This is a genomic window from Caulobacter sp. GW821-FHT09H08, assembly GCF_059415885.1.
The window spans coordinates 38,727-56,964 of record NZ_JBWKOC010000007.1 but is presented as its reverse complement, the minus strand read 5'-3'; the positions used below and the strand labels follow the sequence as shown (position 1 = coordinate 56,964).

The 18,238-nt window shown below is 68.0% G+C and carries 17 protein-coding genes and 1 pseudogene; 9 read left to right on the top strand and 9 right to left on the bottom strand.

What is annotated here, in order from left to right:
* Window positions 1–15 precede the first annotated feature (15 nt).
* From AC07NN_RS22595 to AC07NN_RS22585, 3 genes are all read right to left on the bottom strand, one after another.
* Window positions 16–1,614, bottom strand: coding sequence for a DHA2 family efflux MFS transporter permease subunit (locus AC07NN_RS22595; RefSeq protein WP_494646067.1), 1,599 nt, complete (start codon window positions 1,612–1,614; stop codon window positions 16–18).
* Window positions 1,615–1,628: 14 nt separating this feature from the next.
* Entirely contained in the window at window positions 1,629–2,735 is a 1,107-nt protein-coding gene (locus AC07NN_RS22590; protein WP_494646328.1) for an HlyD family secretion protein, read from the bottom strand.
* Between the two features lie 231 nt (window positions 2,736–2,966).
* Window positions 2,967–4,757 carry a HAMP domain-containing methyl-accepting chemotaxis protein gene (locus AC07NN_RS22585; protein WP_494646066.1) on the bottom strand — a complete coding sequence of 597 codons (1,791 nt, stop codon included), beginning with the start codon at window positions 4,755–4,757 and terminating at the stop codon, window positions 2,967–2,969.
* Window positions 4,758–5,148: 391 nt separating this feature from the next.
* Here AC07NN_RS22585 and AC07NN_RS22580 point away from each other — a divergent pair, with 391 nt between their 5' ends.
* A complete protein-coding gene (locus AC07NN_RS22580) occupies window positions 5,149–5,286 on the top strand; it encodes a hypothetical protein (protein WP_494646065.1) in 138 nt (45 codons plus the stop codon).
* Here AC07NN_RS22580 and dut read toward each other — a convergent pair.
* Together dut and coaBC are read right to left on the bottom strand one after the other, a co-directional pair.
* Complete coding sequence (gene dut / locus AC07NN_RS22575; RefSeq protein WP_494646064.1) at window positions 5,283–5,750, bottom strand: dUTP diphosphatase; 468 nt, start codon at window positions 5,748–5,750, stop codon at window positions 5,283–5,285. The two genes, AC07NN_RS22580 and dut, sit on opposite strands and share 4 nt — an antisense overlap.
* 187 nt (window positions 5,751–5,937) lie before the next feature.
* Entirely contained in the window at window positions 5,938–7,134 is a 1,197-nt protein-coding gene (coaBC, locus tag AC07NN_RS22570; RefSeq protein WP_494646063.1) for a bifunctional phosphopantothenoylcysteine decarboxylase/phosphopantothenate--cysteine ligase CoaBC, read from the bottom strand.
* A gap of 194 nt (window positions 7,135–7,328) precedes the next feature.
* On the opposite strand from coaBC, the gene AC07NN_RS22565 reads away from it, so the two are divergent.
* Window positions 7,329–7,859: a hypothetical protein gene (locus AC07NN_RS22565; RefSeq protein ID WP_494646062.1), complete on the top strand. Its 531-nt coding sequence runs from the start codon at window positions 7,329–7,331 to the stop codon at window positions 7,857–7,859.
* Window positions 7,837–8,011, top strand: a pseudogene (locus AC07NN_RS22560) (hypothetical protein); the annotation flags it as partial. The gene AC07NN_RS22565 and the pseudogene AC07NN_RS22560, both read left to right, overlap by 23 nt.
* 23 nt (window positions 8,012–8,034) lie before the next feature.
* Here the strand turns inward: AC07NN_RS22560 and ubiB are convergent.
* Window positions 8,035–9,552 (bottom strand): 2-polyprenylphenol 6-hydroxylase, encoded by a 1,518-nt coding sequence (ubiB, locus tag AC07NN_RS22555; RefSeq protein WP_494646061.1) that lies wholly within the window; start codon window positions 9,550–9,552, stop codon window positions 8,035–8,037.
* Window positions 9,553–9,556: 4 nt separating this feature from the next.
* Complete coding sequence (locus AC07NN_RS22550; protein WP_494646059.1) at window positions 9,557–10,315, bottom strand: class I SAM-dependent methyltransferase; 759 nt, start codon at window positions 10,313–10,315, stop codon at window positions 9,557–9,559.
* Window positions 10,316–10,397: 82 nt separating this feature from the next.
* Between AC07NN_RS22550 and mutM the strand changes: the two genes are divergently transcribed.
* Window positions 10,398–11,261, top strand: a complete 864-nt coding sequence (mutM, locus tag AC07NN_RS22545; protein WP_494646057.1) for a bifunctional DNA-formamidopyrimidine glycosylase/DNA-(apurinic or apyrimidinic site) lyase — start codon at window positions 10,398–10,400, stop codon at window positions 11,259–11,261.
* A 46-nt stretch (window positions 11,262–11,307) separates the two neighbouring features.
* On the opposite strand, the gene AC07NN_RS22540 is transcribed toward mutM, so the two are convergent.
* Window positions 11,308–12,921 carry a hypothetical protein gene (locus tag AC07NN_RS22540; RefSeq protein WP_494646055.1) on the bottom strand — a complete coding sequence of 538 codons (1,614 nt, stop codon included), beginning with the start codon at window positions 12,919–12,921 and terminating at the stop codon, window positions 11,308–11,310.
* Window positions 12,922–13,056: 135 nt separating this feature from the next.
* Between AC07NN_RS22540 and AC07NN_RS22535 the strand changes: the two genes are divergently transcribed.
* The 5 genes from AC07NN_RS22535 (at window position 13,057) to AC07NN_RS22515 (ending at window position 17,525) form a co-directional block, all read left to right on the top strand.
* The gene (locus AC07NN_RS22535; RefSeq protein ID WP_494646053.1) at window positions 13,057–13,845 is read left to right on the top strand and encodes an enoyl-CoA hydratase; all 789 of its coding nucleotides are present in this window, start codon (window positions 13,057–13,059) and stop codon (window positions 13,843–13,845) included.
* Between the two features lie 135 nt (window positions 13,846–13,980).
* Window positions 13,981–14,256: a 30S ribosomal protein S20 gene (rpsT, locus tag AC07NN_RS22530; RefSeq protein ID WP_004617408.1), complete on the top strand. Its 276-nt coding sequence runs from the start codon at window positions 13,981–13,983 to the stop codon at window positions 14,254–14,256.
* Between the two features lie 400 nt (window positions 14,257–14,656).
* The gene (gene dnaA / locus AC07NN_RS22525) at window positions 14,657–16,141 is read left to right on the top strand and encodes a chromosomal replication initiator protein DnaA (protein WP_494646051.1); all 1,485 of its coding nucleotides are present in this window, start codon (window positions 14,657–14,659) and stop codon (window positions 16,139–16,141) included.
* 90 nt (window positions 16,142–16,231) lie between these two features.
* Window positions 16,232–16,570 (top strand): NUDIX domain-containing protein, encoded by a 339-nt coding sequence (locus AC07NN_RS22520; RefSeq protein WP_494646049.1) that lies wholly within the window; start codon window positions 16,232–16,234, stop codon window positions 16,568–16,570.
* Window positions 16,571–17,021: 451 nt separating this feature from the next.
* Entirely contained in the window at window positions 17,022–17,525 is a 504-nt protein-coding gene (locus tag AC07NN_RS22515; protein WP_494646047.1) for a hypothetical protein, read from the top strand.
* A 34-nt stretch (window positions 17,526–17,559) separates the two neighbouring features.
* On the opposite strand, the gene AC07NN_RS22510 is transcribed toward AC07NN_RS22515, so the two are convergent.
* On the bottom strand, window positions 17,560–18,177 hold the full coding sequence (locus tag AC07NN_RS22510) for an alpha-ketoglutarate-dependent dioxygenase AlkB (RefSeq protein ID WP_494646045.1): 618 nt from the start codon (window positions 18,175–18,177) through the stop codon (window positions 17,560–17,562).
* Between the last annotated feature and the right edge of the window lie 61 nt (window positions 18,178–18,238).

Below are 18,238 nucleotides of genomic sequence, written 5' to 3'. Positions count from 1 at the left end.
AGAGGACTCTGGGCATCAGTGAGCGTCCGAAGGCGGCGGCGGGGCGTTCTTGGCCGGCTGGGCCAACAGCGACACGCCGGCGGCGATGAAGCAGCCGATGGCCAGCAGGGTGAAGCTGTCGCCGAACGCCAGCACCGTCGCCTGCTGTTGAATCATGCCGCCGATGGCCTTGCGCGCCGCGCCGCCAGGGTCGGAGACGCCCAGCTGCATCATCCGCTCGGTCAGGCCCGCCATCATGCCGGCGGCCGGGCTGCCTTGCGTCACCTTGGAGGTCAGGTCGTCGTAGTAGAGCGCCGTCTGCTGGGTGATCGAGGTGGCCAGCAAGGCGAGACCGACGGCGCCGCCGGTGTTGCGTGACAGGTTCACCAGGCCCGAGGCGTTCTTGACCATGTGCGGGGGCAGGGTGCTCATCGTGATTTGCTGGGTCGCGATCATGGCGATCATGACCCCGACGCCCCGACAGGCCTGGACGCCGGCGAACTCCCAGAAACCCCAGTCCTTGTTGACGGCGTGGGCCATGAACATGCCCCAGCCAGCCAGCAGGAAGCCGATGCACATCGGCACGCGCGGATCGGTCTTGCGGACCAAGCGGCCGGCGATCGGGCCGGTCATGAACATCGAGAGGCCCGAGACCACCATGGTGGTGCCGACCTCCGACGCCGAATAGTGGCGCACGCGGCCCAGGAACTGCGGCAGCAGGAACGTGCCGCCGAACAGGCTGGCGCCCGAGACGGCGGTCATCGCCACGCCGACCGTGAAGTTGCGATTGGCGAAGGCGCGCAACTCGACGATCGGGTTGCGATAGGTCAGCTGCCGCCAGATGAACAGCGCGCCGCCGATGACGGCCAGAACGGTCAGCCACAAGATCTCGCTGTCGTCGAACCAGTCGTTCTTGGCGCCTTCCTCCAACACGTACTGCATGCTCATCAGGAAGACGGCCATGACGGCCAGGCCAAACCAGTCGAAGCCCTTGGCCAGGCTGGGGTCGCCCTTGTCGAACTCGCCCCAACGGGCCACGCCGAACAGCACGATCAGGCCGGTCGGGACGTTGATGAAGAACAGCCAGCGCCAGGACAGGGCCTCGGTCAGGTGACCGCCCAGGGTGGGGCCGACGGTCGGCGCCAGGGTGACGATCAGGCCCATGATCACGCTGGCCGTCACGCGCTTCTCGGGGGGAAAGGCGGTGAAGGCCACGGCGAACACCGTCGGGATCATGGCCCCGCCGATGAAGCCCTGCAGGGCCCGGGTCAGGATCATCATGTCGATGGACGAGCTGAGGCCCGTCAGCACGCTCATGACGATGAAGCCAGTGCACGAGATCAGGTAGAGGCGTTGAGTGCCCCACAGCCGCGACAGGTATCCCGACAGCGGGATCATCACGACCTCGGGGATCAGATAGGCGGTTTGAATCCAGCTGATCTGGTCGGTGCTGGCCCCGACGCCGGCCTGGATCTGCGGCAGCGAGGCCGCCACGATCTGGATGTCGAGAATGGCCATGAACTGGCCGATGACCATGGCCCCGAAGCCCAGCATCAGCTTGCCCCAGTCGACCTGGGGGGCGGCGCTGGGCGGCGCGCTGGGGGCGGAGGCTGCGGGGAGGGCGGCGTCGGTCATGACGCGTCCCTCGCTTAGCGGCTCGCGCCCTGGCGGGCGACCTGGGTGGTCGTGGCCGCCTCGGCGAACGAGGCGCCCGAGCTGTCGCGGACATCGACCTTGATCTCGACCGACAGGCCGGGACGCAGGGCCGCGCCCAACTGGCTGCGGTCGACCACGATCTTCACCGGCAGGCGCTGGGTGATCTTGGTGAAGTTGCCGACGGCGTTCTCGACCGGGATCAGGGCGAACTCCTGGCCGGTGGCCGGCGCGAAGCTGTCGACCTTGCCGACGATCTTCTGCTTGCCGAAGGCGTCGGCCTTGATCTCGACCGGCTGGCCGATGCGGATGCGGGAGACCTGGGTCTCCTTGAAATTGGCGACGATATAGGCCTGGCCCAGCGGCACGACCGACATCAGGGCGACGCCCGGCTGGACCAGCTGGCCCGGACGGACCGAGCGGGCGCCGACGACGCCGGCGACGGGCGCGCGGACCACGGTGCGTTCCAGGTCGAGCTTGGCGGCTTCGACGGCGGCATGGGCGGCGGCGGCCTGGGCCACGGCCTGGGCCTTGGCCGAACCGAGCGAATGGGCGGCGCGCTTCTCGGCCTCAAGGGCGGCCTGGGCGCTGGAGACGCCGGCGGCGCTCTGGGTGGCGGCGGCGCGGGTGGTCTGGACCTTCTGCTGGCTGACCCAGCCCTGGTTGGCCAGGCTGTTGTAGCGGTCGAGATCGGCCTTGGCGCGGCTGGCGTCGGCCTGGGCGCTGGTCACGCCGGCGGCCTTCTGGGCGATCATCGCCTGTTCCAGGTTCGACTTGTCGTCGATGGCGCTGATGGCGGCGTCGGCGGCCTGGGCGTTGGCGATGGCCTGGTCGACACGGGCCTGGAAGGTCGAGGGATCGATCTTGGCCAGGACCTGGCCAGCCTCGACGCGCTGGTTGTCGGCGACCAGCACCTGGGCCACGTAGCCCGAGACCTGCGGGCTGACCTGCACGGTGTCGGCCTGGACGAAGGCGTTGTCGGTGGCTTCGAAGTGCTTCTTGTCGAGGTACCAGAAGGTCCCGCCGACGATCACGCCGACCAGGACGACCCCGCCCACGAGCATCGGAACCAGCTTCTTGTTTGCGGACGCCGCCATGACCAGACCCTTGTCGCTAGAGCCTGTCCGCCCCTGATGGAAACATCAGGAGCGGATAAACAGGCTCGCTCTCAAACATTTGGAGCGTGGCAGGCGCCGAAACCGATCACACTTTCGGCTGCCACGCTCCAAGACATTGAGCGCGCCGGATAGTCCTGTCCGGCGCGCTCTTCAAGGGATAAATGGACGCAGTCGTCCAGAAATCAACGATCGTTCGAAGAAGTTTTCGCGACGCCCTTAAGCGGCGCGACGGGCCTGGCCATTCTCCGCCAGGCGGAAACGCTGCACCAGGCGGCCCAGCTCATGCGCTTCGTTGGAGAGGCTGTGGCTGGCTGCGGTCGATTGCTCGACCATGGCCGCGTTCTGCTGGGTGGCCTGGTCCATCTGGTTCACGGCGATGTTGACCTGGTTCAGGCCGGTGGCCTGCTCGGTGGCCGAGGCGGCGATCTCGGCGACGATGCGGTTGATGTCCTGCACGCCGGCGATGATCCGTTGCAGGGCCTCGCCGGTTTCGCCGACCAGGTTGACGCCCTCGTCGACCTGCTGGGTCGAGTTCGAGATCAGGGTCTTGATCTCCTTGGCGGCGTCGGCGGAACGCTGCGCCAGCGCGCGGACTTCCTGGGCGACGACCGCGAAACCACGGCCGGCTTCGCCCGCCCGGGCGGCTTCGACGCCGGCGTTCAGGGCCAGCAGGTTGGTCTGGAAGGCGATCTCGTCGATCACGCCGATGATGGCGCCGATCTCGCGGGAGCTGCTTTCGATCTGGCCCATGGCGGCCACGGCGCGCTCGACGACGTCGCCACCCTTCTCGGCGTCCTTGCGGGCGCTGTCGACGGTGCGGCGGGCGGCGCCGGCGCCGTCGGCCGTCTTGCGGACGGTGGCGGTGATCTCGTCGAGGGCGGCGGCGGTCTCTTCCAGGCTGGCGGCCTGTTGTTCGGTGCGCTTGGACAGGTTGTCGGCGGCCTGGCTGATCTCGCCCGAGCCGGCCTGGATGCCGCCCACGGCGCCGTTGATGACGGTCATAGTCTGGGCCATCTGGTCCATGGCGGCGTTGAAGTCGGCCTGCAGCTTGCGATAGGCGGGCGGGAAGGCCTCGTTCAGGCGGAAGGTCAGGTCGCCGCCGGCCAGGGCTTCCAGGCCCTCGCCGACCCGGCCGACCACCACCGACTGTTCGCGGGCGTTGGCCGCGCGTTCGGCCTCGCCGGCCGCGCGGTTGCGCTCGGCCTCGGCGCGCTGTTCGGCGGACATGCCCTCCAAGCGGATTTTCTCGATCGCGGCTTCCTTGAAGGTCAGCACGGCGGCGGCCATGCCGCCGATCTCGTCCTTGCGACCCGTGGCGGGCACGGCGACGCTGTTGTCGCCACCGGCCAGGCGGCGCATGGCGGCGGTCATGGCGGTGATCGGGGCAGCGATGCTGCTCGACAGCAGCCAGCCCATCAGGACGGCGACGCCGATGGCGACGGCCCCGCCGGCGATCAGGGTGATCATGCCGGTGCGGAAGGCCTTGGCCTGCGCGGCCGAACGCTCAGTCAGCTGCTGCTCCTCGACCTTGGTCATCGCCTCCAGCACCTTGCGGGTGTTGGTCAGGCGGCCGGTGGTGGCGATCTCCTTGCGGGCGGCTTCCAGGGCGGCGGGATCGTCGGCGTCGGAGATCTGCTTGGCGATCTCAGCATGGAACACGCCGACGGCGGCCGTCAGGGCGTCCACGCGAGCCTTCTCGTCGGCGTCCTCGACGCCGGCCGTGATGCGCTTGAAGTTCTTTTCGTACTCAGCCGCGTACTTGTCGCGCTTCTTCAGGAACGAAGGGTCCAGGCTGGCCACATAGCCGCGCACCGCGTTCTGCTCTTCGACCAGCGCGCCCGTCGTGTCGGCGATCGCGTCGACATAGGCGTAGCTGTGCTCGTTGAGCTGGGCGATCTTCTGGATCGACCCCATGCTCGATCCGACCAGCAGGCCCGCGGCGATCACGCCGAAGACGAGAACGGCGAACGCAAGCAGAAGTTTGTGTGCAACCTTAAGATTAGACATGAGCAGTGCCCCCGGACCCGAAGTCCAGATCAGGCTGCCGTCACAGGGTTAACAAACCCGAAGGGATATGATGAAGATCGGCGTTAGCCGAGATTCTGCGGTCAGAAATCGTTTTCTGAGCCAGTAAATCTCAGGAATCCTCGAATTCGGCGACGTTTTGACGCAGCGAACTACACCTGAATCTACTTTTCGCGAATACTATCCGTACCCGGACAATTAAGACTGTTCCTGCGGATCCAAGCTTGACCATGCGACAGCGCGCCGCAATTTCGGTCCGGGGTGGAATCACGGCACATTGAAATCGCTCCCCCGCCGCAACCAAAGGCTCGGCAGCGCGTATCTCCTCCGGCGCAGTTCCGCCGGTTCCGCCTACAGGCTGCAGGAGGTCCCGATGAAAGCTCATCCCCCGATCGGCCAATCGCCTCTGGGTCTGTTCCGTCCGGTGCTTTGGATGGCCGCGGTCGGCTTCGTCGCCGGGTTCGGCGGCTATATCGCGCTAGGCCTGCGGACCATCCACCCCGCCGGCTAGACGCCCGTCGAGCCGAAGCCGCCGGCGCCGCGATCCGTGGCGTCCAGGTCCTCGACCTCGATCAGCGACCATTGCGGGGCCGCCGCGATGACGCCCTGGGCGATGCGGTCGCCCCGGCGGATGGTGAAGTCCTCTTCGCCCAGATTGATCAGCAGCACGCAGACCTGGCCGCGATAGTCGCTGTCGACGGTGCCGGGCGCATTGACCACCGTGACGCCGTTCTTGAAGGCCAGGCCCGAGCGCGGGCGCACCTGCATCTCCCAGCCGTCCGGCACCGCCACCGAGAAGCCGGTCGGGGCCATGCAGCGCGAACCGGGCTTCAGCACGATCGGCGCGTCTTCCGGCACATGGGCCCGCAGGTCGAAGCCCGCCGCACCGGCCGTGGCGTAGGCCGGAACCGGCAGGTCGGCATTGCCTTCCCAACGCTTGAAGCGGATGGCGAGACCGGCGGGGATGGCGGACATGCGGGCGGTTCCTGATCTGGAAAGGTCGCCCGGCTGTAGCTGATTTGCCGGGGATCAGGCCAGAGCGGTCAACACCCAGGGTCCGTCGCCGCCCTTCGGCTGGCTCAGGCTGAGGACTACTTTTAGCGTCGCAGTAGAAACCTCACCCTGAGCTTGTCGAAGGGAGGGGTTTCGGCTTCCCGATCGCTCAGGCCAGAGCGTCCGCGATCCGTCGGGCGATCTGGGCCGCCACCTGGCCCTTGGCCGCGCGATCCCAACGCTCGGTCCCGTCCTTGGTGATCAGCAGCACGGCGTTTTCGCCGCCGCCCATCACGCCCGGCTGGGTCACGTCATTGGCGATGATCCAGTCGCAGCCCTTGCGGGCCAGCTTGGCGCGGGCGTGCTCCTCGACATGATCGGTCTCGGCCGCGAAGCCGACGACCAGCTTGGGACGTTGTGGGCCGGTGGCCGACAGGGTCGCCAGGATGTCCGGGTTCTCGACGAAAGTCAGGGCCGGCGGGCCGCCCTTTTCCTTCTTCAGCTTGGTCCCGAACGCCTCGTCCACGCGCCAGTCGGCGACGGCGGCCACGAACACCCCGACATCGGCGGGCAGGGCGGCCTGGCTGGCGGCCAGCATCTGGCGAGCGGTCTCGATATCCACACGCTTGACCCCGACGGGCGTGGGCAGGCCGACCGGGCCGGCCACCAGGGTGACGTCCGCGCCCAGCCTGGCCAGGGCCTCGGCGATCGCGAAGCCCTGCTTGCCGCTGGAGCGGTTGGTGATGCCGCGCACCGGGTCGATCGGCTCGAAGGTCGGGCCGGCGGTGACCAGGGCGCGTTTGCCGGCGAGCGGTCGGGCGGCAGGCCCCTCCAGCTGCGCGATGATCGCCGTAAAGATCTCTTCCGGCTCGGCCAGGCGCCCGGGGCCGAACTCGCCGCAGGCCATGGCGCCCTCGTTGGGGCCTACGAAGCTGACGCCGTCGGCCTTCAGGGTGGCGATGTTGCGCTGGGTGGCGGGGTGCAGCCACATCCGTACGTTCATGGCCGGCGCCATCAGCACCGGCTTGTCGGTGGCCAGCAGCGTGGTCGATGCCAGGTCCCCGGCCAGGCCATGAGCGGCCTTGGCGATCAGGTCCGCCGTCGCGGGGGCCACGACCACCAGGTCGGCCGAGCGCGACAGCTCGATATGGCCCATCTCGGCCTCGTCGGTCAGCGAGAACAGGTCGTCATAGACCTTGTCCTCGGCGAGCGCCGCCAGGGACAGTGGCGTCACGAACTCCGCGCCGGCCTTGGTCAGGATCGGTCGCACGCCGATCCCGGCCTTGCGCAGCAGGCGGGTCAGCAGCAGCGCCTTGTAGGCCGCCACGCCACCGCCGACGATCAAGAGAACCCTTTTGCCGCTCACGTCGCGCTCCGTCCGCGTTCGTCTTGTCCCCTGCACATGCCCACCCGCGCGCCAAAGCGCCAGAGAGAAACATACGGCGAAGATAGGGACTCGACTCCCGTTCCGCTTTCGTTCAATAAACGTAAAAGTAGAGCAAATGGACAAATGCGATCATGAAGTTTGCACGACAAATCGTGACGAGCGCGGCGGCGCTCATGCTTCTGGCCGGATTGGCGGCCTGCGATAGCGGGGCCTCGGCCGTAAAGGCGCCCAAGGCCAGCGAGCGGACCAGCGCCGCCGACACCGGCGCGCCGACGGCGACAGGCTCGTCGTTCGAAGGGGAGGGCGGGCGCCGCTCCGACCCGCGCGATGCGCCGGTCAAGCTGGTCTCCGGCAAGCCGTACTGGGCCGCCAACCGCACGCGCACGGCCGAAGAGAACGCCCAGCGGGCCTTCGAGCGTAACGGCGAGGTCTTCCGGGCCAAGAGCACCGACGACTTCGTCGCCAAGGTCCACGCCTTCGTCAGCGATCCGCCGAAGGGCTCGGAGACGCTGAAGCGCTCGAACGGCGACCTGCTGATCTACGATCCCAAGAGCAATATCTTCGCGGTGGTTTCGCGCGAAGGCGCGCCGCGTACGATGTTCAAGCCGGACAACGGCGCCGACTATTGGGACGAGCAGAAGTCCCGCGAAGCGCGCCGGGCCTCGGCGAGCAAGAAGCGCGATCGGGATCAGGCCGAGGGGTAGTAAGCTTATCTTCCATCCGTCATTCCCGCCCTTGTGGCGGGAACCCCTCTATCGGCCGCAGGTGCGGGAGGGGCGGACTGCTGAGCCGTCCGCTTGCATCTCACGTGTCAGCTGAACCAGGGGCTCCCGCCACAAGGGCGGGAGTGACGGGAAGATTTGGAGCGACGGGGACCCCTCACCGCGCCAGCAGCATCCCCGTGACGAAAGCCGCGCCTGACGTCGCGGCGCCGACCAAGAACCACAGCAGCGGCCAGGTGTGCTGGCGCTCGGGAACGGCGACCGCTACCGGCGCCGGCGCCGGCGGGGCCTCGGCCAGGCGGGCCAGGGCCTTGATCGCGCGGAGGGCTTCCTCGGCGAAGTCGCGAGCCTTGGCGGCGGGCGACAGCTCGCGGCCGATCCAGCGGCGCACCACGGGGTCGGCGGCGGCCCATAGGTCATGGGTTGGGTCGATGCGGCGGGCGACGCCCTCGACCGTGACCATGGTCTTCTGCAGCAGGACCAGCTCCGGCCGCAGGGCCATGTCGAAGAGAGCGGTGATCTCGAAGAGCTGCGCCAGGAGGCGGCCCATCGAGACGTCGCGGGCGTTGCGGCCGAAGACCGGTTCGCCGACGGCGCGCAGGGCCTGGGCGAAGGCGTCCATGTCCTGGTGGGCGGGGACGTAGCCGGCGTCGAAGTGCACCTTGGCCACACGCGGATAGTCGCGGTTCAGGAAGCCGTAGAGGATCTCGGCCAGGTAGCGACGCTCGCCGGGGCCCAGGCGCCCGACGATGCCGTAGTCGACGGCCGTGATCGCCGAGGGGGCGGCCACGAACAGGTTGCCCTCGTGCAGGTCGGCGTGAAACAGGCCGTGATCCAGGGCTTGAGCCAGGAAACCGCGCGTGACGTTCTCGGCCAGGGCCTTGCGGTCCAGGCCGGGCAGTTCCAGCGTCTCCGGGTCGGAGAGGGGCGCGCCCTCGGCCCAGGTCAGGGTCAGGACGCGCTTGCCCACGCCCTCCCAGCAGACCAGCGGCGCGCGCATATAGGGGTCGGCGGCCATGGCTTCGCCCAGCTCGGCGCAGCCGGCGGCCTCGAAGCGCAGGTCCATCTCCAGGTCCAGCGCCCGGATCACCACCTCGACGAACTCGGTGGGCCGCAGGCGGCGCGCGGCCGGGGCCAGCTTCTCGGCCAGGCGGGCGGCCAGGCGCAGCACGGCGCTGTCCTGGGCCACGCGGCGCTCGATGCCGGGACGCAGCACCTTCACCGCCGCCTTGCGGCCGTCGACCAGGGTGACCGGGTGAGCCTGGGCCAGGGAGGCGGCGGCGACCGGCTCGCCGATCTCGACATAGACCTCGCTCAGCGGCTTGCCGAGGTTACGGACAATCTCGGCCTTGGCGTCGGCCAGCGGGAAGGGGGCCAGCCTGTCCTTCAGGCGCGAGAGGTCCTCGGCGAAGGGGGTCCCGAAGATGTCGGCCCGCGTCGACAGGAACTGGCCCATCTTGATCGCGGCCGGACCCTGCTGCTCCAGCACGTGGGCCAGGCGCTCGCCCGGCCGTCCGCGCTTGGCCGCTGGCCCGGCGAACAGGCGCAGCGCCCGACCGGCCAGCTTGGCGGCGGGCGGCAGCAGCGGCTCGACCTCGCGCGGGATCAGGGCGTCGGCCCGGACCAGGGCCCAGCCCGCGCCGGTCAGTCGCCAGAAGGCTCCAAAGCTAGCCACGCGCCTAAAGCGCCCAGCCCTGGTGCAGGGCCGCGACGCCGCCGGTGAAGTTGGTGACGGTCACCCGCTTGAAGCCGGCGTTCTCGATCATGCCGGCGAAGGTCCGCTGGTCGGGGAAACGGCGGATGCTCTCGACCAGGTACTGATAGGCCTCGCGGTCCTTGGCGACCCACTCGCCGACCTGCGGGATGACCTTGAAGCTGTAGGCGTCGTAGGCCTTGGCCAGGGCCTCGGTCACCGGGCGCGAGAACTCCAGGCACAGGAAGCGCCCGCCCGGCTTCAGCACCCGGCGCGCCTCGCGCAGGGCCGCATCGATGTCGGTGACGTTGCGGATGCCGAACGAGATCACATAGGCGTTGGCGTAGTTGTCGGGCAGCGGCAGGCGCTGGGCGTCGCCGACGGTCCAGGTGATCTCCGGTTCACCGCCGCGCTCGATGCCGGCCATGATCATCTCGGCATTGTAGTCGACAATGTTGATGGTCGCGTCCGGACCACCCCGGCGCTCTTGCGCATTGCGGGCCATCTTGGCGAAGCGGCGGGCCATGTCGCCGGTGCCGCCAGCGCAGTCGACGATCACCTCGCCCGGCTGCGGATTGAGGCGCGCGGCCACGGCGTCCTTCCAGAGCCGGTGGACGCCACCGCTCATCAGGTCGTTCATGATGTCGTAGTTCTTGGCGACGCGGTCGAAGACCCCGCGCACCAGACCCGCCTTCTGGGAGGCGTCGACGTCCTTGAAACCGAAGCTGGCGGAGGTGTTGCTCATGACGTCTTTGGGTCGCGCTCTCTATATGTACGTCCGCTATTAGCTCGCGACACGCGTCCAGTCATCCGCCGAAGGACCCGCCTTGCCCGAATTGCCCGAAGTCGAGACCGTCCGCCGGGGCCTGGAGCCCGTCCTGTCCGGCGCCCGCCTCTCCCGCGTCCGCGCCAACCGGCCGGACCTGCGCTTCCCGCTGCCCGACGGCTTCGTCCAGCGGCTGACCGGCGCGAAGATCCTGCGCCTGGATCGCCGGGCCAAATACATCCTGGCGCCGCTGGATCGGGGCGACACCCTGGTGATGCATCTGGGCATGACCGGACGCTTCGAAATCGCCGCGCCGGAAGGCTCAGTACGCCCCGGCGACTTCGCCCGCGAGGTCACGCCTGACGACAAGCACGCTCACGTCGTCTTCGAGACCGAAGAGGGCGCGACGGTCACCTATTACGACCCGCGCCGGTTCGGCTTCATGGACCTGATCGCCACCGACCATGTCGAGCGTCACCCCTGGTTCGCCACCATGGGACCCGAGCCGCTGGGCGATGGCTTCGACGTCAAGACGCTGGAAAAGGCCTTCGCCAATCGCAAGCAGGGGCCAAAGACCCTGCTGCTGGACCAGAAGACGGTCGCGGGCCTGGGCAATATCTATGTGTGCGAGGCGCTGCACCGTTCGCACATCTCGCCGTTCAAGCCGTCGGGCGGGATTGCCAGGAAGCGCCTGGGTCCGCTGACCACGGCGATCAAGGAGGTGCTGGCCGAGGCCGTCGAGGTCGGCGGCTCGACCTTGAAGGACTTCGCCGCCGCCGACGGGGCGCTGGGCTATTTCCAGCACCGTTTCCGCGTCTATGACCGCGAGGGCGAGCCGTGCCCGACATCGGACTGCAAGGGCGTGATCGGGCGCGAGGTCCAGGCGGGTCGCTCGACCTTCTTCTGCCCGGTCTGTCAGGTTTAAGGCGAGAGCGAGCGGGCGACCCGAAAGCCGCCCGCCACCCTGGACGCTAGAAGCCGACCCGCGCGCCCAGCCGCAGGCCCAGGACCTCGCGACCGCTGCCGTAGTCGCCATTGGCCTCCAGGAACGCCAGCGTCGCGCCGGCGCGGTAGCTGACGCCCATGGCGACCTGGCCATAGGTGTGGCCGCCGTCGCGCGACAGGTTTTCGGACTGGTCGCCGCTGACCAGGGTCAGGCCGTTCTTGACCGTGAAGTCGTGGACCACGAAGGCCGCGCCATAGGTCGAAAGCGTTCCGCCGAACAGCTCGCCCCGCGCCGTGCCGCGCAGGCCGAGCTTCGCCAGGAAGCCGGCGTCGTCATTGAAGTCCAGGCGCTTGGCCAGGATGGTCGTGTCGTCCAGGCGGGTGCTGACATAGCTGACGCCCAGCAGCTGCTCGAACGCCAGTCCCTCGTCCTCGCTCTCCGTTCGGAGGCCGGCCTCCAGCTGGGCGCCGTACGAGACGCCGTCGAACTTGGCGGCGATGTCCTGGCCCCGGGCCTTGATCGACTGGCGGTCGGCCTTGGCCAGCAGATTGAGAAAGTAGCCGTCGCGCGCCAGCGACAGGTAGCCGCCGAGATTGAGGACGCTCAGCTTCATCTCCTGGCCCGCGACGCCGCTGAAACGCATCTTGGAATCCGCATAGCCGCCGGTCAGGCCGATCAGCACGCGACCGTCGTCGAGGCCGGCGTTGATCAGGTCCACGCCCATCTGGCCGCCATAGGTCGTCTGGTCGTAGTCGACGTCGACGACACGATCACTGCCAGCGACCTTGTCCTCGCGGTCGGCGCTCTCGCCATAGGCCTGGGCCCAGGCGCCCGCGCCGTTGGCCTCGGACCCGGCGTCGCGCAGGTTGGCGGCGTGGGCGCTCCAGGCGTCGGCCGAACGGCGCCAGACGGTCGAGGCGCCTTCGGATACCTTCAGCGTCTCGAAGGCCCGCTGGCCGGCCACGCCCTTGAGGCGGAAGGTCTTGGCGTCGGCGTCGAAGACTAGGCTGTAGCGGACGAAGCCGACCTCGTAGTTGTCGATGCCGAAGGCGTCGGCCTTGGTCGAGCCGCTGGCCTGGACCAGGATCGGACCCTTGTCGCCCGTCAGGGCGGCGGTTTCGCCCGTGACACCCAGGGTGATGGCGGTCTTGCCGAAGGCCGCGCCGCCGACGACCAGCTTGTCCGCGCCAGCGGCGGTGACGTCCAGCGCCAGGCGCGCGCTCGTGGTGGCGTCATAGTCGGTCGACAGGGTCAGGACGTCACCGATATGCCCGTTGCGCATGTCGATCAGGCCGTTGTTCCTGAACTGCTCGAGCGACAGCAACGACACCGACACGGGCGAGGTCGCCTTGGCGCCGATGGTGAGGACGCCGTTGTTGATCACCAGGTCGGTGCCGCCAGCGAAGTCGCTGTCCTCGGTCAGGTCGAGCGTCGTGTCGTTGGCGACGGTGTCGTTCTCATCGGACAGGACCCTTTCGCCGAAGGCCTTCTTGGGCGCCTGAGTCTGGACTTGAGCGGATGCGTCTCCGGCCCCAAGGGGCGAAAGCAGGATGAAGGGGACGAGGAGGGCGCACAGCGCGCTCGACGCAAGAAGGCGCCGCGCGGCCGGCTGACCGGCGCGGTGAGGAATGTACAGCACTTACTGGACTCCGTAAGCGATCGCGCCCCCGCGATGGCGCGGAACCTAGGCGCAGAGGCCGTTTCGATCAAGCCGGGGGCTGCCCAAGCTCCGCGCCCTCTCTATAAAAGCAGCGCGCAAGAGGAGAGATGCCGAATGGCCGACTACCAGACCCTGATCGTCGAGGCGCCGGAAAGCGCGCCGGGCGTGACCCTGATCCGCCTGAACCGGCCCGAGGCGCTGAACGCGCTCAACACCCAGCTGCTGGGCGAGCTGGCCCAGGCCCTTGCGGTCGCCCAAGCCGACGACGCTGTAGGCTGCATCGTGCTGACCGGCTCGGCCAAGGCCTTCGCGGCCGGCGCCGACATCAAGGAGATGTCGGACAAGAGCTACGCCCAGATGTTCAAGGCCGACTTCTTCACCGCCGGCGCGCGCGCGATCGAGCAGTGCCGCAAGCCGATCGTCGCCGCCGTCGCCGGCTACGCCCTGGGCGGTGGTTGCGAGCTGGCCATGATGTGCGACTTCATCCTGGCCGCCGACACGGCCAAGTTCGGCCAGCCCGAGATCACCCTGGGCGTCGCGCCCGGCATCGGCGGCACCCAGCGCCTGACCCGCTTCGTGGGCAAGTCCAAGGCCATGGACATGATCCTGACCGGCCGGATGATGGGCGCCGAGGAGGCCGAGCGCTCGGGGTTGGTGTCCCGCGTCTTCCCCGCCGACACCCTGATCGACGAGGTCCTGGCCGTGGCGGCCAAGATCGCCGCCCAGTCGCCCCTGGCCGTGGCCATGAACAAGGAGTTGGTCGAAGCCGCCTACGAGACCACCCTGACGACGGGCGTGGCGCTGGAGCGGCGCCTGTTCCACTCGCTGTTCGCCTTCGATGATCAGAAGGAAGGCATGGCCGCCTTCGTCGAGAAACGGAAGCCGGCGTTCAAGGGGACGTGATCGTCCCGCGCGACCCCTCCGCAGAATCCTGCCTGTGGACCGTTGACCCCGGCGAGCGCTTCTCGTATATCCGCGCGCTCGATTTCCTCCTGCTTCGCGGCTGCCCGCGCGGCTGTCCGTTTGAAGGTCCAACCTATGGCCAATAATCCCGGCGCCAAGAAGGCTATCCGCAAGATCGCCCGCCGTACCGAAGTGAACACCGCTCGCCGCTCGCGCGTGCGCACCTTCCTGCGCAAGTTCGAAGACGCGATCGCCAAGGGTGACGTCGCCGTCGCCAAGGCCGCTTTCGTGGAAGCTCAATCGGAGCTGATGCGCGCGGTTTCGAAGGGCGTCGTTCACCCCAACACGGGCTCGCGCAAGGTTTCGCGCCTGGCCGCTCGTCTGAAGAAGCTGGATAAGGCCGCCGCCTAGTCCAGAATTCGGACGAACGCCGTTCGTCCAACGAATTCAAGTATTTACAGAAGCCGGTCAGGTTCGCCTGACCGGCTTTTGCTTTGAATCCAAAGCTCTATTCCTCGCGTTGCAATCTGTGATCTGAGGGCTTGGCTTCACTATTCCCTTGCCAGGCGAGGGGGTCTCGCGAGTCAACAGAAATATCCGCGATCGGACTCAAGTTTTCCGTTTGACCGGCCCTCGCCGCTGGCTAATTTGAGGGTCTCAGCGCTTTCCCAGTCTTGGAAAAAACGAGGCGGCGGCGGACCTATCGAGTCCGCCGAGTAAGAACCTGTGTGCGTTGAGAAAACCGGTCGTACGCCATGGGGGGCGGCGGCTGTTTGGTGCGGCGGTTGTTTTGTGCGAGGCGGTGGACGTAATGACGATGAAGGGCGGGGTGGCCAGCCAGGACTTCTCGGCGGCGATCGCGTCGGCTTGTGAGCCGGCGACGAGCGTATGGTTGAAGGTCAGCGTGGCTTTGAAACGCGAGCTTGGGGACGCGGCCTTCGGGTCATGGATCGCGCCCGCGATGCTGCGCGAAGCCGCGACCGGTGATGTCGTCCTGGTCACGCCGACGGGCATTGCACGCGACTGGATCCGTCGCAGCGCCTGGCGTCGCATTGGCGAGTTGTGGTCGGCCAACGACCCGACCGGTCGTCGCATCGACCTGAAGTCGCGTCTGGAGTTCGAAGCCGCTCTGGCCGGAAATGGCGGCGCCTATGTCGAGGCCGCCCCCAAGGCCGTCGCCGCCGAACCCATCGAGATCGTCTTGCCCGTGTCGAGCGACGCGCCGGCCGTCGTGGCCCCGAGCGCCAAGTCGCCCCGCACCCAGGGCCTGCAGGAACGCTTTACTTTCGAGACCTTCGTCCCGGGTCCGGCCAACGAGTTCGCCCATGCCGTGGCGCGCCGGATCGCCAACTGGGCCGACGGCCACTTCAACCCCGTGCTGTTCCACGGCCCCTACGGCTTCGGCAAGACGCACCTGCTGAACGCCCTGGCCTGGGAAGCCATGCGCAACGCGCCCGGAAAGCGCGTGGTCTATCTGACCGCCGAGCGCTTCCTGTCGACCTTCGTGCGCGCCCTGATGGATCGCCAGACGGCGGCCTTCAAGGAAGAGCTGCGCGCGGCCGACCTGCTGATCATCGACGACGTCCACTTCATCGCCGGCAAGCAATCGACCCAGGAAGAGCTGTTCCACACGCTCACCGCCTTGGTCGAGGAAGGCCGCCGCGTCGTGTTCTCGTCGGACCGTCCGCCGGCGGCCATGACCGAGATGGACGCCCACCTGCGTTCGCACCTGTCGGCGGGTCTGGTCTGCGGCCTGGAGCCGGCCGACCGCAACCTCCGCCTGGGCATCCTGGAGCGCAAGATCCAGACCCTGTCGGCGGCGCACGGCTTCGAGCCGACCATGCGTCCGGACGTGCTGCAATTCCTCGCCGACCGCTTCACCGACAGCGTTCGTGAACTGGAAGGCGCGCTCAACACCCTGTCGGCCCGCGCCGGAGAAGGGCTCTCGCGCATGACCCTCGACGAAGTCCAGGCGATCCTGCGTCCGCACCTGCGGTCGGGCGAGAAGCGCATCACCATCGACGACATCCAGAAGGCCACCGCCGATCACTACGGCATGAAGCAGGCCGACCTGCTCAGCGAGCGCCGCAACCGCGCCGTGGCCCGTCCGCGCCAGGCCGCCATGTGGCTGGCCAAGCAGCTGACCACCCGTTCGCTGCCGGACATCGGCCGTCGCTTCGGTGGTCGCGACCACACCACCGTGCTGCACGCCGTGCGCCGTATCGAGGCCCTGCGCGCCGAGGACAGCGCCCTGAGCCACGACCTCGAGACGCTGACGCGCAAGCTGCGCGGCTGATCGGGGCTTACAAGCTGTGGGGAGGGGGTCGTTCCGAAAGGAACGGCCCTTTCTTTTTGAGCGTCGTCGCCGAGCATCTAGAGTGGCCGGATGCGCGAACGGCCTTCATCCCGCCTACTGGTGATCGATCCCGAGGACCGGCTTCTGCTGTTCCGGTTCGAACACAAGGCCGGGCCTCTGGCGGGGCAGGCGTTCTGGGCCACGCCGGGCGGGGGTCTCGATCCCGGCGAAACCTACGAGGACGCCGCGCGTCGCGAGCTTCTCGAGGAAACGGGCCTGAGCATCGACCGTCCCGGCCCCCAGATCGCCCAACGGCGGGCGGAATTCCAGACGCCGGACGGCGAGCGGGTGACGAGCGCTTCTTCCTGGTCCGTGTTGCGGCGTTCGACCTCTCGCGGGCGCAATGGACCGCGCTGGAGCACGAGGTGATGGCCGAACATCGCTGGTGGTCGGCGGCCGAGCTGCGATCGACCACCGAGCAGGTCTGGCCGGAGGACCTGCCGGACCTGTTGGCGGGCGCCGGCGTCTGGCGCGCGTTCGACTAGGGGCTCGTGGTCCCCTCTCTCATAGAGGGAGGGAGGGGCCCGCCGCGAAGCGGTGGGAGGGTGAGAGGTTATAGACTTGCCGAAGAGCGCGCAGTGGAGGCCGCTTCCCGCCCCGGGAAGGAGCCCTCCTTACATCTCACGGCGAGACGATCGCAGGGCGGATCAGGTCACTCAAGGACGGCTTCGCCGCCGCGCAGCGGCCGCTCGGAGAGCGGTCCTTGACTGACCTGATCCGCCCTGCACGCTGCAGCCTCCAAGAGATCTAAAGATCGCACCGACCGAGGTCGATTGCCGACCCATTGCGAACCAAACCGACTTCGGGTCTTGATCCCGCCATGACTGCCCTTCCGATTGATCTTTCCGACGAGCGCTGGGGCGAACTCCAGGGGGCCTTCCGGCGACCTTATGACGTGAGGCCAGCGCTTCGACGGCTCGCTGAAGAAGATCGGGGTGTGTGGGATGAATTCTGGGAAGAACTGCATCATCAAGGCGACGTAGGCGAAGCGTCGTATGCCGCCATCCCAGCGATCGTACGCATCTATGCGGAGCGGACGCAGCCGGATTGGAACGTTTACGCCCTTGCAGCGATGATCGAAGAAGCTCGGCACGGCAACGGCAATCCCGTGATGCCAGCTTGGCTAGCCCCGAGCTACGAGCGGGGGTGGGCAGAATTGGAAGCATGTGCGCTGGCGGAGTTGCCGCCAGCGAGTGACGATGAGTTGGTCAGCAGCATCCTGGCCGTGCTCGCCCTCGCAAAAGGGAAGCGTACTCTTGCCCGTATGGCGCTTCTCACCGAAGACGAACGCAAAGAGATGCTCGACACCGTTGGGTGGGGCTGAAGTTGGCTAACCCCCCACCCCGGACGCCAGTTCCCTAACCCTCCCGCGCCCGCCTCAGCGTCAAATTGATCCGCCCCCCGCCCGGCACGAGCCCCGACGACCCCGCCAGAATCCGATCCACCCCGTGGAACGCCAGCCGCGCCGGTCCCGACAGCCGGCACACATCCCCCGAGTTCAGCTTCAGGCTCCGCGTCGGGTCCTTGCGGCTCGTCCCGCCGATGCGGAACACGGCCGTGTCGCCCAGCGAGACCGACAGCACGGGAAAGCGCGGATCGGCCTCGTCGCGGTCCTGGTGCAGGCCCATGCGGGCGTCGTCGCGATAGAGGTTGATCAGGCACGAGTCCGGCGGCGTGTCCGGGTCGCCCAGTTGGGCCCACAGGTCGAGCAGCGGCTGCGGAAGGGCGGGCCAGGCCCGGTCCGTGCCCGGATGGCGTTCGGCGTAGCGGTATCCGGTCTTGTCGCTGGTCCAGCCCAGAGGGCCGAAGGCCGTCATGCCCACGCTCATCGCCTTGCCGTAGGCGGTGTCGTAATGCGCGAACGGCGCGGCCTCGGCGGCGGCCAGCGCGGCGTCGACCAGCGCCTGCTGGGCCGGAAGGTCCAGAAAGCTTGGCCAGAGGTCGAAACCCGGAACGATAGAGAGCGGCTTGGACATTACCGATAATTAACGCGCGGACGAAGGGCGGAAGGTGTTGGTTTGCGCCGCCGGCTGAGGG